General features: G+C 51.4%; 11 protein-coding genes and 1 pseudogene. 9 read left to right on the forward strand and 3 right to left on the reverse strand.

Annotated features, from left to right (window positions below; translation table 11 throughout):
- Positions 1-23 precede the first annotated feature (23 nt).
- The 3 genes from METMA_RS23760 (at position 24) to waaF (ending at position 3,837) form a co-directional block, all read left to right on the forward strand.
- The gene (locus METMA_RS23760) at positions 24-1,418 is read left to right on the forward strand and encodes a V-type ATP synthase subunit A (protein WP_269634169.1); all 1,395 of its coding nucleotides are present in this window, start codon (positions 24-26) and stop codon (positions 1,416-1,418) included.
- A gap of 422 nt (positions 1,419-1,840) precedes the next feature.
- On the forward strand, positions 1,841-2,830 hold the full coding sequence (locus METMA_RS0102175) for an RHS repeat protein (RefSeq protein WP_020157424.1): 990 nt from the start codon (positions 1,841-1,843) through the stop codon (positions 2,828-2,830).
- An 8-nt stretch (positions 2,831-2,838) separates the two neighbouring features.
- Positions 2,839-3,837 (forward strand): lipopolysaccharide heptosyltransferase II, encoded by a 999-nt coding sequence (gene waaF / locus METMA_RS0102180; protein WP_084254073.1) that lies wholly within the window; start codon positions 2,839-2,841, stop codon positions 3,835-3,837.
- A 131-nt stretch (positions 3,838-3,968) separates the two neighbouring features.
- Here waaF and METMA_RS0102185 read toward each other — a convergent pair whose 3' ends face one another.
- Together METMA_RS0102185 and METMA_RS23765 are read right to left on the reverse strand one after the other, a co-directional pair.
- The gene (locus METMA_RS0102185) at positions 3,969-5,348 is read right to left on the reverse strand and encodes a L,D-transpeptidase family protein (protein ID WP_020157426.1); all 1,380 of its coding nucleotides are present in this window, start codon (positions 5,346-5,348) and stop codon (positions 3,969-3,971) included.
- Between the two features lie 207 nt (positions 5,349-5,555).
- A complete protein-coding gene (locus tag METMA_RS23765; protein ID WP_020157427.1) occupies positions 5,556-6,005 on the reverse strand; it encodes a hypothetical protein in 450 nt (149 codons plus the stop codon).
- 625 nt (positions 6,006-6,630) lie between these two features.
- Between METMA_RS23765 and METMA_RS23770 the strand changes: the two genes are divergently transcribed.
- The 3 genes and pseudogenes from METMA_RS23770 to METMA_RS28305 form a co-directional block, all read left to right on the forward strand.
- The gene (locus METMA_RS23770; protein ID WP_198014449.1) at positions 6,631-7,620 is read left to right on the forward strand and encodes a hypothetical protein; all 990 of its coding nucleotides are present in this window, start codon (positions 6,631-6,633) and stop codon (positions 7,618-7,620) included.
- Positions 7,621-8,414: 794 nt separating this feature from the next.
- Entirely contained in the window at positions 8,415-8,981 is a 567-nt protein-coding gene (locus tag METMA_RS0102200; RefSeq protein WP_020157429.1) for a lipid-binding SYLF domain-containing protein, read from the forward strand.
- A 282-nt stretch (positions 8,982-9,263) separates the two neighbouring features.
- Positions 9,264-9,473, forward strand: a pseudogene (locus METMA_RS28305) (transposase); the annotation flags it as partial.
- Positions 9,474-9,516: 43 nt separating this feature from the next.
- Here the strand turns inward: METMA_RS28305 and tnpA are convergent.
- A complete protein-coding gene (tnpA, locus tag METMA_RS0102205) occupies positions 9,517-9,975 on the reverse strand; it encodes an IS200/IS605 family transposase (protein WP_020157430.1) in 459 nt (152 codons plus the stop codon).
- 761 nt (positions 9,976-10,736) lie between these two features.
- Here tnpA and METMA_RS0102210 point away from each other — a divergent pair.
- From METMA_RS0102210 to METMA_RS0102220, 3 genes are read left to right on the forward strand one after another with little or no spacing between them, the layout of a single operon-like run.
- Positions 10,737-11,816 (forward strand): hydrogenase small subunit, encoded by a 1,080-nt coding sequence (locus tag METMA_RS0102210; protein ID WP_020157431.1) that lies wholly within the window; start codon positions 10,737-10,739, stop codon positions 11,814-11,816.
- Positions 11,813-13,609, forward strand: coding sequence for a nickel-dependent hydrogenase large subunit (locus METMA_RS0102215; RefSeq protein WP_020157432.1), 1,797 nt, complete (start codon positions 11,813-11,815; stop codon positions 13,607-13,609). The genes METMA_RS0102210 and METMA_RS0102215 overlap by 4 nt, the downstream gene beginning before the upstream one ends.
- An 11-nt stretch (positions 13,610-13,620) precedes the next feature.
- Complete coding sequence (locus tag METMA_RS0102220; protein ID WP_020157433.1) at positions 13,621-14,325, forward strand: HupE/UreJ family protein; 705 nt, start codon at positions 13,621-13,623, stop codon at positions 14,323-14,325.
- Positions 14,326-14,330 lie beyond the last annotated feature (5 nt).

The following is a 14,330-nucleotide window of genomic DNA, read 5'->3' on the forward strand; positions in this document are numbered from 1 at the left end:
GGAAATAGAAATTGGGGGGGACATTGCCTCCCGGCGGGGTCCTGGGATCGGTACCGGAAGGCCCTTTCAAGCATAAGATCATGATTCCTTTCAATGAGGCGGGGCCAGTCAAGGTAACATGGATCCGTGGAGACAGTTTCAGCATCGATGAGGTTGTCGCACGCTATCAAACGTCTGCCGGAGAGGAGCGGGAATTAACCCTGGCCCAACGCTGGCCAATCCGGCGGCCGATCCCGGAAAACCTGCTACGCAAGCGCTATGTCGAACGGCAGTTTCCGGCCATACCGCTGACTACGGCAACCCGTATCATCGATACTTTTTTTCCCATCGCCCAAGGCGGCACCGGTTGTATTCCGGGGCCATTCGGCGCCGGTAAAACGGTCCTGCAAAGTCTGATCGCGCGTTACTCCAGCGTCGATATCGTGATTATCGTCGCTTGCGGCGAACGTGCCGGCGAGGTCGTCGAAACCATTCACGAATATCCAGAAACGGCTGATCCCCGTACCGGCGGAACGTTGATGGACCGGACGATCATTATCTGCAACACGTCTTCGATGCCGGTCGCGGCGCGCGAGGCCTCCATCTATACCGGCATCACCCTCGGGGAATACTTCCGGCAAATGGGTTATCACGTCCTGCTCATTGCCGACTCGACCTCGCGCTGGGCGCAAGCAATGCGTGAGACATCAGGCAGGATGGAGGAAATTCCGGGCGAGGAAGCGTTTCCGGCCTATCTCGATTCGGCCATTAAAAATCTTTATGAGCGCGCCGGCGTTATCCGTTGCACCGATGGTACCACCGGCACGCTGACATTGATCGGTACGGTTTCTCCGGCGGGCGGCAATTTCGAGGAACCCGTGACACAATCCACTTTGGGCACCGTCAAAACTTTTCTTGGTCTGTCCGCCGACCGCGCCTATAAACGCTTTTATCCGGCCATCGATCCATTGCTGTCGTGGTCGCGGTATCTGGATCAGTTGGCGCCGTGGTTCAAGAAAGAACTCGATGCGCAATGGGTTGACGACGTTAAAGACATGATGGCCTTACTGGAGCGCGGCGATGGCATTTATCAAATCATGCAGGTTACCGGCGAAGAAGGCATTTCCCTCGAAGATTTCATCGAGTGGCAAAAATCGGTGCTTTTAGACATGGCCTATCTGCAGCAAGACGCCTTTGACGAAGTGGATGCCAACATGCCGCGCGAGCGGCAATTGGCCAGTTTCCGCTTATTGAAAAAGCTGTTGACGACCGAATTTAAATTTCAGGACAAAGAGGCCGCGCGCGATTTTTTTACCCGAATTACCGGGCTTTATAAAAACTGGAATTACAGCCGTGCTGATTCACCTGATTATGAACGATACATGACGGAAATCGAGCAGCTTGCCGGGCAATATCAATCGCTCCACCTCATGCCTTAAATTAGTGCAATTCTCTGTTCTATAAAACCGTATTCTGTCCAAATAGCTGGGGATATTCTTCAATTAAGCCAGATGGACGGCATCGCGGCTACTGTGACTTTTGTCTACTGGATTAGGATGTAGTGGAACGATATGTTCAAAACAATGGAAGCAATTGATTTAGATTAACACCTTATCTTCATACTGTAGTAGCATACGCCGCGAGCAATAGAGGTCTAAATCTTACTGTCTCTCTATAAATCACTGATCCTTTATCCAACGATTGAACTCTTGACGCTGATTTCAGACGCTAGGGCCTGAGTGATAGCAACGCTGAACAAGAACATTGAAAGTAAGGCTCAAATTGGATGTGACCGAAGTGTTTGTAAAACTTCAGATTCGATCACGTCTGTCATGAAAAATAATTAAGCGAAAAAAGTGTTATGAGATTTGTCGTTTCTTATCCCCAAACCAACTGGGATTATGTCAAGTTTAGATTAAACCGCATCATCAGAGGCAAAGACCGATCCAATGATGTTTTCAGAGGTTTACCCGGCGGAAAACTGGAGTTATTCGAGCATACTGGCGAATTAGGCGGCATAAAATATCTGGGTGAAATGTCGCCTGTGAAGCCGTTTGGGATGCAGTATGTCTCGGGGGAAGGTTTATATTTCATAACAGGTTTACCTTGTAGTGAAGACGGCGTAACGGGAGACGAGCATATCGCCAGGCTCAATGACAAAGGCGAGATCGATTTGGAAATTCGTAGCCCTTATATGACCCAGGTACGTTCGTTGCGCAGGACCGAGCGGGGGTTATTGATCACGGCAAGTGGCGTTGATGCCCTGCTGGAATTTGATTTAACAGGCCAATTGATCTGGTCCTGGTGGGCCACCGAACATGGCTATGACACAGCCTATGGCGGCGGAAAGCGCCTTATCGACAAGCAAATGGACCATCGCTTCAAGAATTATCCCGGTCGTCTGCAAACAACTCATTTAAATTCCGCCATCGTCGACCCCTATGATGAAAGCAAAATACTGACCATACTGTTCTATCAAGGCAAAGTGATCCGCATTGATAGAAAAACCCTGGAGCATGAAGTTGTCATTAGTAACTTAAACGGAGCGCATCACATCCGGCCTCATTCAGGTGGATATATGTTATCCAATTCGCGCAGAGGGGAAGTACTTTTATATGATGAAAACTTCAACTTGACGCGCCGCATTCCCGGCACGAGCCGCTTTTTTCCTGTTAAATGGGTGCAGGATGCGATTGAAACGCCTTTTGGAACCCATCTTATCGCCGATTGCAATACCTTTAATTTGCGCGAGCGCGACAAGAAAGGCCGAGAGAAGGTCTACAATACACGAATGCCGAATCGAGTGTTTCAAATCGAGTGGGTCGACGATCATTTTAATTTCGCTACCTGATATAAAAAATGCGCGTTTTAGTTATCGCACCCTCCTGGGTAGGCGACATGGTGATGGCGCAGAGTTTATTCATCACCCTCAAACAACAGTACCCGGACTGCCAAATTGATGTGATCGCTCCTTTGGCAACGATCCCTTTACTGGATTATATGCCCGAAGTGTCATTGGGCATTGAAATGACAGTCAAACGCGGTAAGTTGGGATTGCTGACCCGCATCAAATCCGGGCTGAATCTACGCGATTATTATTATGATCAAGCAATAGTATTGCCAAATACCTGGAAGTCGGCGTTGACGCCATTTTTTGCTCGCATCCCCCAGCGAACAGGCTATGTTGGAGAATGTCGCTGGGGATTGCTCAATGACGCACGTCTGCTGGATAAAACCAAACTGACTAAGACCGTTCAGCGTTTTGTCGCCTTGGCGACTATGTCGAAAGCTGATGTGGAGGATTTTCCTAAGCCTGTTTTTAAAGTTGATCCGGAACGTCAGAATCAGGTCATTCAAAAATATCACTTGTCGAAAGACCGTAAAATTGCAGCCTTATGTCCGGGCGCGGAGTATGGAGAGGCAAAACGCTGGCCAATCAGTCATTATGCTGAAGTTGCACGTCAACTAATAGACTATGGCTGGCAAGTCTGGCTTTTGGGTTCCGGCAAAGATCAGGCTGTGACTGATCAGATCAATCAATTGACGGACGGCGCTTGTCTGGATTTTGCCGGCAAGACAAGTCTGGGCGAAGCCGTTGATTTATTGTCGCTGGTTGAGGTGGCCGTCAGTAACGATTCCGGTTTGATGCATGTTGCCAGCGCCTTAAATAAAAAAGTGCTTGCAATCTACGGATCTTCAGATCCCAACTTTACGCCGCCACTTAATGACAAAGCCAGAATATTTTATTCCGCTCTTGAATGTTCCCCTTGTTTCAAAAGGATCTGCCCTTTAGGGCATACGGCCTGTCTAACCGACATTAACCCCGGTTCCGTTATTTCAGAATTAACAGATTCTTGAGTTTTGCATCGGTGCCTGCATTAGCCTGGGCCAAAACCGGAGACCAGTTATATTTTATTCTTTATCTTTAAATAGTGTCGGTGCCGGTTTTGTGCGTCGTTTTGATCATTTTTTCCTGACTGACGCGAGGGCTATGGCGCGGCCACTATCTCAGGCGATAACAGTTTGATATCCAGCTCAAAATCCATTTTGATGCGACGTACAACCGATTCAGCTTCTTTTTGGTTTTTGAAGGGGCCGGCGATCACTTGATAAGAGCCGTCTGTTTCAACTTTTCGCGCCGGGATTGGCGGACCTTGATGATTGAGCATCGCCACCAGTTGTTGCGCCTGCACCTCGTTGTCTAAGTCGGCGACTAAAATCGCCCAGTCGCTGTCGGTCAATGCTGAAACCACTGGCGCCCCGTAGAAATGCTCAGGATGCTCCAATTCAGGCGCACTCGCGACCAGTTCCGGTAAGCCCGGGCTGGCCATCAGGATCGGGGTGGGGATGCCGTCGGCGCGTTGCAGGATGCGGTCGACTTTTTCCCAATCGATAGCTGCGTTTTGCTTAGTGCCGATTTGCTTCAGGTCATTGATCAATTTCTTTTTCAGCTTAGGCTTTTGCCTGGCCCATTTTTCCAGCGGCTCATGGGCTTCCAGGTAAAGCCTGTCCCCGTCCCATGCCGTCATATAAGGCTGGTGTATGATGCGCACCGGCATCCCGACCGGTCTTTTTTTGAACAGCACTTCAATGTCTTCGGGGTAAAGGCGCACACAACCGTGGCTGACTTGCAGACCGACGCCATAGGGCTTGTTGGTGCCATGGATCAGGTAGCGTTTAAAGCCTAGCAGTAGCGCATATTTGCCGAGGGGATTGTCGGGGCCAGGGGGCACTGCTTCGGGCAGCGGATCGCCTTTTGCCGCGTGTTCGCGGCGAATGGACTCCGGAACCATCCATGTTGGGTTGGCTGTTTTTGCGACGATAGTGGTTTGCCCTAATGGCGTATTCCAGTTTTGGCGGCCAATGCCGATCGGGTAGGTAAACACGGTGTCCGGCTGTTTCGGGGGATAATAAAACATCCGCATGTTCGCCAAATTGAGCACGATGCCTTTGCGCGGCACATCGGGCAGGATGAACTGCAACGGCAGCAGCACGCGTGCGCCTGCTTTAGGCGTCCAAGGAGGTATAGCGGGATTGGCGATGGCGATCTCGTTATAGCCCAGGCCGAAATGCCGGGCGATGTCGGGCAAGGTATCTCCATCGCGCGCACTGATCATGGCAAGACTGCCAACGATGCTGTGGTCTTTGTCGATAGCGAATTTGCGGGTGGCGATGTCGGCAAGTTTCGGCTGACGGCCGGAAAGTTTCGGCTGGCGCTCGTCTACCACATCCGGCAGGGAGGCTATAATAGGCGGTGAAAAGTCTATATAAGCAGGCTCAATCTGGCAACCGCCGAGCAAACCGACGGCCAGCAGCACGAAAGGCAAAGCTATTCCCGTATGTGACAGGCCGACCGTTGTTTTTTTCAATGTCTTCACTTCGTCTAAGCACACTACGCGGTAGCTTTTCAGGATGAAGTTAGCGTGGAGCAATACAGAAGTAATAACACCGCATTCTGTAACGCCCCACGCAGGTTATTCGTTATTCAGGCATCAAAGGAAGTGTAGAACCAATTTTCACGTCGCTAATAGCTTGCAAAATGTTTTCTATTTACAGAAAACGTGCAGCAATGGTTTTTATGTTGCTTTTGCGATTTTGCCATAATATTTTTCAAGCAGTGCCGTGCGCTTTTTGCGGAAATCAAACATACGCTTGACCAGTTTGTCTGCTTCAGCACCCTTAATGTTGTCAATCTTAGCCGCATAATCACTGATGGCTGCTAGACGCTCGTCATTTAACTGTTTCAATTCAGTGTCATAACGATAGTATTGATCCAGAAACTTTCCTTCATGTTCTGGAGGCAGTTTCATCGCTTTCTTGATGACGTCCAATTTCTCCATACGCAGACTGAAACGGAACATATCCAGTGTCTCTCCTTCATCATCCGTTGCTGCAGTTGCGGCTGCTTCTTCCACAGCTTTGTCATGAGCTTCGACGGGTGTAGCTGTTTCTGCTTGTGTAGTATTTATCGCAGGAAGATTAACGGCGACAATAGCGCAAATAAAGGCCAGATGTTTATATTTCATTGGCTACTCCTTAATAATGAATTGAGGATATGTTTATTCAGCATTGAATATTTGCCAATAAATCACATCGAAGTTGACCACGTAAATTAACCCGAGTTCGAGAAAGCAGACAGGATTTTGTAAAAACAGGAAACCATAGGTTCTGACATCATATAAGCATGGTTTCAAGTTGTTTCGTTCTGGCTCGGATTGTTTTGGCCAGTGGGCCTAAATTTGCGCCTAGTACTCAGTCAATTTAATTATGGCGGATAAACTGTAGGTGCGAATTCATTCGCACTATTCGCAGGCTATGGATACTCCGCAAATTTTACTCGTCAGAACAAGGCTGACCGAGTACTAGCGGCTTGCTGCTAAAGTATGACCCTGCTCTCACAGCCAATTGCCCTCCAAGGCACCACTTGCAGTTTTGCTCAGCAAGGAGCCAAACCATGAAACAAACCGACGACGAATCACTGGCACTCTCCCTGGTCCGGGATGACCTGCCGTTTCGGCTCCAACGCCGCGTGGGGCTGATTCCCGAACAGGGATTGGGCACAATGCGCCGCGGGCAGTATTTTTTGCTTTGCTCGCCTGGTTGCCCATCGTCGTTTGGGCCATGTTTACGAGCCGGATACTGCCCGGTACCGTGGACGAGCCTCTACTGAGGCACTTCGGTGTACATGTCCGCTTTTTGCTCGCCGTACCGCTGTTTATTCTGGGCGAGGGAATGCTGCATCAGCAGAGTACGACCCTCACCCCCTATTTCCTGACCTCGGGCCTGGTACAGTCGGCTCAGCGGCAGGATTTCGTAAACATCATCAGGGGCATTACCCGCCTGCGTGATCGGACCCTGCCTTGGGTGCTGATTACCGCGCTTATTGTTGCCTGGACGATCTTGGGGTCAGTGACCGCCGGGTCTGATCTGGGCCATGAAGTCAACTGGGCCTCAATCGGTGGCGCTGGCCGTCTCGGGTTCGGGGGCTGGTGGTTCATGTATGTGAGCCGTCCTATCTTCATCGCCCTCCTGGCTGCTTGGCTTTGGCGCCTGATCCTAATGTTCATCCTGCTGAAGCGCATTGCCCGGCTCGATCTCGCGATTGTGCCCACCCATCCGGATGGAGCCGGTGGTTTGGGCTTCCTTAAACGATTGCCAAAAGCGTTCAGTCTGTTCGCCTTTGCCGTATCAGCGGTACTGGCTTCACGTCTGGCTCATAACGTGCTGTACCACGGAGTCGACGTTCAATCCTTAAAGCTAATGCTCACAGTTTTTCTGATTGTCCTCGTCGGGATTTGTCTGGCGCCGCTTCTGACATTCGTCATCCCTCTCGCCGCCGCCAAACGCCGTGCATTGCTGGAGTATGGCGCCTTGGTCGGCGAACACGGGCGTTTAGTGCGCCGGCGCTGGATCCTGGGTCAAACGGAAGTAGACGATCCACTTCTACAAGCAGAGGAACTCGGGCCGGTGGCTGATACCCTGGCACTTTACGAAGCAGTCAGAAAGATGCGCCTGGTACCGATCGATAAGTCCTCATTGATTGCCATAGTGGTCCCGGCTCTGATTCCCATTGCCGCCCTATTCTCTATCCAAATCCCGATCAAGGACATACTGATAAAGATTGCCACCGCTCTCTTCTAATAACCTTTAGCCCTACGGCCTTTTGTTTAGGCAACCTTGCCCCGTTCTGGTATTTGCGCTATGAGCAGAATAGGCTCTATCGATTTAGGATAGCGCTGAACTGCTTCCTGTGAATGCCAAGCTATCAATAGTTTGCGCCCATCCACACTGGGAAACAGAAGTTTTGAACTGATAATTTGTAAAACTCTGAACTTGTTCTGACAACTTACAAAATTAGTTTTAACTGCACAAGACGTTGAATGGCTCAAGTAGACCCAATGCGGAAGTTCGGATTCTCATTCTCTTGTGTCTGCTATCAGGTATGAAGCAGGCGTTCGGTAGTACAAACTCCAATCTCAGCCTACTGTTTATGCTCTACGTCCCTCGTATCACTGTTGTCGAATTCAAATGATCCGGTTCGTCCCTCACCGCATCCTAGTAGTCAGTCAATTTAATTATGGCGGGTAAATTGTAGGTGCGAATTTATTTATGCCCTTCAGGGTATTCGCACTATTCGCACGCTATGAATACTCTGCAAATTTTACTCGTCAGAACAAGACTGACTGAGTACTAGGGTACAAGCTCAGTAGTCATACCAATTGCTAAATTAACGAAATTTAGTTCATGCTTGCTTAACAATTCAAATGTAAGAAGGACAAAGTCATGACCACCCAAGAGAAAAAAACAAAATAGTCCCAATACACATAATCCTTCCTCATCAAAAAATAAATTTATTAACGAAATACTGGAAACTAAAGCAACGGACTATCGAATCGATAATATTTATGACATTTTTTGCACAACGGAGAAACGATATGAAAAACAATATGAAACTTATAAAAGGCACGATACTGGCAGCGAGCATGCTGTTGACAGGACAGGCACTGGCAGCTTTTACGGCCGCGGATGCAAAAAAACTGGAAACGGATGCATCAGCAGCCGTAGCGCGGTTCCAGAGTGAGACCCAGGGAGCAGAGACGTTGTTTAATAACGCTAAGGGTATTCTTGTCTGCCCAGAGATTACCAAGGGCGGCTTCATTATAGGCGTTGAGGGCGGAAAATGCGTGATGCAGATCGGGGGAAAGCCAGTTGGATATTACACCAACCGTGCCGGGAAGTTCGGTTTCCTAGCCGGTATACAGTGGTATTCACTGATTCTGGTTTTCAACGACCAAGCGACTCTTGACCTTTTCCGGACCGGCAAACGTGACTTTGAGATCGGTGCCGATATTTCCGTAGTGGTGGGTAAAGTAGGAGCTGGCGGTTCACTGGATACCACCAATCTTCAAAGTCCTGTTGTTTCATTCGTCTTCGGTGAGAAGGGCCTGATGGGAGATTTATCGATAGAAGGGGCGTCCTTCAAGAAACTTGAGGTTGAATAAGAACCCATTTAGCTATACATGGCTTCTCACTAAAAGGGTTTGAAGTCCAGCGGTACAAAAACCGCTAAGCCAAAATATTGCTCATCTAAGTACAGGGCAAAAATCTCAAAGCCTAAAGAAAGTCGGCAAATCGCATGGAGAAATACTGCGGAGAAAGTCGAGTCCGTGCCGGAAGATAGACTTCTGTTTCGTGCGTGATCGGATAGGCATCCCGCTTTGATATGGCTACACTAAACCGGACACACAATTTAAAATTAAGTAAACAGAGAACGTGTGCCCAAAATGAATCAAGAAAAACAAAAAATCTATAGTGCGGAATTCAGAGCGTCAGCCGTTAAACTGGCGGACGAGTCGGACTAGTCGATTGTCCAGACTGCCAAGGATCTCGGTATCAATGTCAATACGTTGCATACCTGGATCAGCAAATACAGCCGGCCCAAAACCAGCGATAAAGCGATACGCACTGACGAGCACCTTTACGATGAAATTAAGTTACCTCCGGCATAGCCGGAGGTTTATTGGGTTATGCCCGCCCTCAAAGGGCTCTTATTGCGGCCAAGCCGCCACTCACATCCATTGATTGCTCAAAATATTCATCCTGGCTTTCTTGATGCCGGATATATTCTCTAACAACGACTTCATCCAAACCCACCGTTGAAACGAAATACCCCCGTGCCCAAAAGTGTTTGCCATTGAAATTTCTCTGTCGTCCCTTAAATTTCCTGGCAACGGCAATTGCGCTCTTCCCTTTCAAATAGCCGACTGCGCTCGATACAGCTATTTTAGGCGGAATACTTAAACACATATGAACAGGGTCTCTCATCAAATGCCCTTCTAAAATTTCAATGCCTTTTTGCTTCGCCAGCTCATGCAGAATATCACCCAAATATTTTCTTAAACTGCCATAGATGACTTTCTTCCTTTTCTTCGGAATGAATACAACGTGGTATTTACAATCCCATCGCGTATGCGACAGACTTTTATAGTCTTTCATAGTTCTTTTCCTTCAAATTTCTTGGTCGAAATTTAAAGGTAAGAAAAACTGCCGTATCGGTAAAACCTATGAGAGTCTCCCCGGCATAGCCGGGGGTTTACCTAATGATTAATTAGTATTATTTTTCCGTGTCCTCTGTGCTCTCGGCAACTGCTCCTGCGTTGCCTACAGGGATGTAGGTACTTAGCGTGAGCAGGAGCAGTTTTCGACCTACCTCCCGCATAATCCCCATGGATGGGGTGAATGCAGAGAAATGACGGGATCATTTCCTGTCCATGCGGTCGTCTGTGGTAAATCATTTTTTTAACCTGGCAGGGATAATACATTCACACTCTCGTACCCTACGGTATTTTTCAGGCAGGCTTGTCAATAACAAAACTCAATGTTCACAACAGTCGTTGCTTTCAAGTAACGACTGATTGCTCTAAACAGCCAAGCGCTCAAGTCTGAATGTACGTAATAAGCTCCTGTTTATGTCATCTTTCCTGCAATCCCCCGATATTTTTGTCGCATTTGTCGTATAACCGACATTAATTTGTGGTTTTATCGCCACCTTGCCGGCGTTATTTTCCGCATTGATAAAAAGGTTTTTCTAACCCGTCAATCCGGTATGAATGTTGCAATAGCATTGCGGAGCAGTGTCGGCGGGGGAGTCATGCCGGTCACCGCGCTGGATAAAAACAGGCACTGAAGAACGTCCACGAACCGCCGCCGGCCGTGCGTTCATCGAGTAGCCGGATAACAACGCCAGGAGTTCCTGAATGAATGAAACCTTTTACGATGTCATGCGCAGGCAAGGCATCACGCGCCGCAGTTTTCTCAAGTTCTGCAGCCTGACCGCTGCCTCGTTAGGGCTTTCTCCCGCTTTCGCCCCCAAAATCGCGCAGGCGATGGAGACCAAGCCGCGCATTCCGGTGTTGTGGCTGCATGGTCTGGAATGCACCTGTTGTTCGGAATCCTTTATCCGTTCCGGGCATCCGTTGGCCAAGGACGTGATCCTGTCGATGCTGTCGCTGGATTACGACGACACCATCATGGCGGCGGCCGGGCATAATGCCGAAGCCATCGTCGACGAGATCGTGGAAAAATACAAAGGCAACTACATCCTGGCCGTGGAAGGCAATCCGCCGCTGGCCGAGGACGGCATGTACTGCATCATCGGCGGCAAGCCGTTCGTCGAGCAGCTGAAATATGCCGCTGAAAGCTGCAAGGCCATCATCTCCTGGGGCTCCTGCGCATCGTGGGGTTGCGTGCAGGCCGCCAAACCCAACCCGACCCGGGCGACGCCGGTGCACAAAGTGCCGGGTCTGGCCGACAAGCCGATTATCAAAGTCCCCGGCTGCCCGCCGATTGCCGAAGTCATGACCGCCGTGGTGGCGTACTTGCTCACCTTCGACAAGCTGCCGACGCTGGACAAGCAAGGCCGGCCGCAGATGTTCTACAGCCAGCGCATTCATGACAAATGCTATAGAAGGCCGCATTTCGACGCCGGCCAGTTCGTCGAACACTGGGACGACGAAGCCGCGCGCCAGGGCCATTGCCTGTACAAAATGGGCTGCAAGGGGCCGACCACCTATAACGCCTGCTCGACGGTGCGCTGGAACGAAGGCACGTCATTTCCGATCCAGGCCGGCCACGGCTGCATCGGCTGTTCCGAAGACGGTTTCTGGGATAAAGGCAGTTTCTACGAGCGCCTCACCGACATCAACCAATTCGGCATCGAGGCCAACGCCGATGCCGTCGGCGGCACTGCGGCGGCCGTGGTCGGCGCCGGCATTGCCGCGCATGCGGGCCTTACGGCATTGAAACGGGCCAGACAATCAGGAGCTGAACAACAATGACAGTCAGAAACACCCCCAACGGCTTCCATCTGAACGATGCCGGCCGCCGCGTCGTGGTCGATCCGGTCACGCGCATCGAAGGACACATGCGCTGCGAAGTCAATATCGACGACGACAACATCATCCGCAACGCCGTCTCCAGCGGCACCATGTGGCGCGGCCTGGAAGTGATCCTGAAAGGCCGCGACCCGCGCGACGCCTGGGCTTTCGTGCAGCGCATCTGCGGCGTCTGCACCGGCACCCATGCCCTGACTTCGGTGCGCGCGGTGGAAGACGCGCTAAAGATCAAAATTCCCGAAAACGCCAATTCGATCCGCAACCTGATGCAACTCAGCCTGCAGGTGCAGGACCATCTGGTGCATTTTTATCATCTGCATGCGCTGGACTGGGTCAACCCGGTCAATGCGCTGAAGGCCGATCCGGCCGCGACTTCGGCGCTGCAGCAATCGATTTCGCCGCACAATCCCAAATCCTCGCCCGGCTATTTCCGCGACACGCAGAATCGTCTGCTGAAGTTCGTCGAATCCGGCCAGCTGGGCCCGTTCAAGAACGGCTACTGGACCAATCCGGCTTATCTATTGCCGCCGGAAGCTGACCTGATGGCCGTGACCCATTATCTGGAAGCGCTGGATTTTCAAAAAGACATCATGAAAATCCGTACCGTCTTCGGCGGCAAGGACCCGCATCCGAACTGGCTGGTCGGCGGCGTGCCTTGCGCGATCAATATCGACAGCGTCGGCGCCAGCGGCGCGATCAACATGGAGCGGCTGAATCTGGTTTCGTCGCTTATCGACCGCACCATCGATTTTATCGATCAGGTCTACATCCCCGATTTGCTGGCCATCGCCCAGTTCTACAAAGGCTGGCTGTACGGCGGCGGCATTTCCGGGCAAAGCCTGCTGTCCTACGGCGACATCCCCGACAACGCCAACGACTACTCGGCGGCCAACCTGCTGATGCCGCGCGGCGCGATCATCAACGGCGACCTGTCGAAAGTCCATGAAGTGGATTTGACCGATCCCGAGCAGATCAAGGAATTCGTGCCGCATTCCTGGTACAAATACCCGGACGAATCGCTGGGCCTGCATCCGTGGGACGGCGTCACCGAACCCAATTACCGCATAGGGCCGAAAACCAAAGGCAGCCGCACCCACATCGAGGAACTGGACGAGTCCGCCAAATACTCCTGGATCAAGGCCCCGCGCTGGCGCGGCCATGCGATGGAAGTCGGACCGCTGGCGCGCTATGTGATCGGCTATGCGCAAGGCAACAAGGAAATCACCGAGCAGATCGATTTCGTCCTGAAAACGCTGGACGTGCCGGTCACGGCCCTGTTCTCGACCCTGGGCAGAACCGCGGCCCGCGGCCTGGAGGCGCAATGGGCGGCCGGCAAGATGCGCTATTTCATGGACAAGATGATCGCCAACATCAAGGCCGGCGATCTGGCCACGGCCAATGTCGAGCGCTGGGACCCGGAAACCTGGCCGGACAGCGTCAAAGGCATCGGCTTTACCGAAGCGCCGCGCGGCGCATTGGGCCACTGGCTGAAAATCGAGAACACCAAAATCGCCAATTACCAATGCGTGGTGCCGACCACCTGGAACGGTTCGCCGCGCGATGAACAAGGCAACATCGGCGCTTTCGAGGCGGCCTTGATGAACACCAGGGTCGAGCGTCCCGAGGAACCGGTGGAAATCCTGCGCACCCTGCACAGTTTCGATCCCTGCCTGGCTTGCTCCACGCATATCATCAGCCCGGAAGGCACCGAATTAACCCAAGTCAAAGTTCGCTGAGGAGCCTGATTATGAAAAGAATTATATTGACCGCCGGTCTTATCGCGTTTTCCCATGCCGCATCGGCGCATACCGGCCTGCTGCCGACCGACGGTTTCAGCGACGGTTTCCAGCACCCGTTTCTGGGCCTGGACCATTTCCTGGTCATGCTGGGCCTGGGGTTATGGGCGAGCAGCCAACGCCGTTTGCTTTGCAAGCAAGCGATAGGAATGTTTTTATTATTCATGGCGATAGGGGCGCTACTGGGTTTAAGCGGGATTGGTTTCGCTTATGTCGAAACGGCTATTTTGGTCTCGCTATTGCCGGTTGGCATAGCGCTGAGTTTTCCAATAGTTCCCACGCTCCGGCGTGGAAATTCAGTCTGCAACGCTCCAGCGTTGCGGGTGCGGGACGCTGGAGCGTCTGTCACGGCATTCCCACGCCGGAGCGTGGGAACGATAAAACATGGCTCGCAGAAACCAGGAAGATTTAGTCAGGCAATCATCTTAACGTCGATTGCAATCTTTGCCGCCATGCACGGACTGGCGCACGGCAGCGAAATGCCGGCTGCTGCATCGGCCTATGCCTATATCGCCGGAATTGTCTCGGGCACGGCGGTTTTGCATTTTTCCGGATTAGCTTTGGGCTTGCTCTTCAAGCGCATCAATGCGGCCGGCTTGATACGCGTCTATGGCACCCTGACCGGCCTGATCGGTGCCTGGCTGTTGCTCGCGTAAGGAAT

It is taken from the genome of Methylobacter marinus A45, assembly GCF_000383855.1.
Taxonomy (GTDB): Bacteria; Pseudomonadota; Gammaproteobacteria; order Methylococcales; family Methylomonadaceae; genus Methylobacter; species Methylobacter marinus.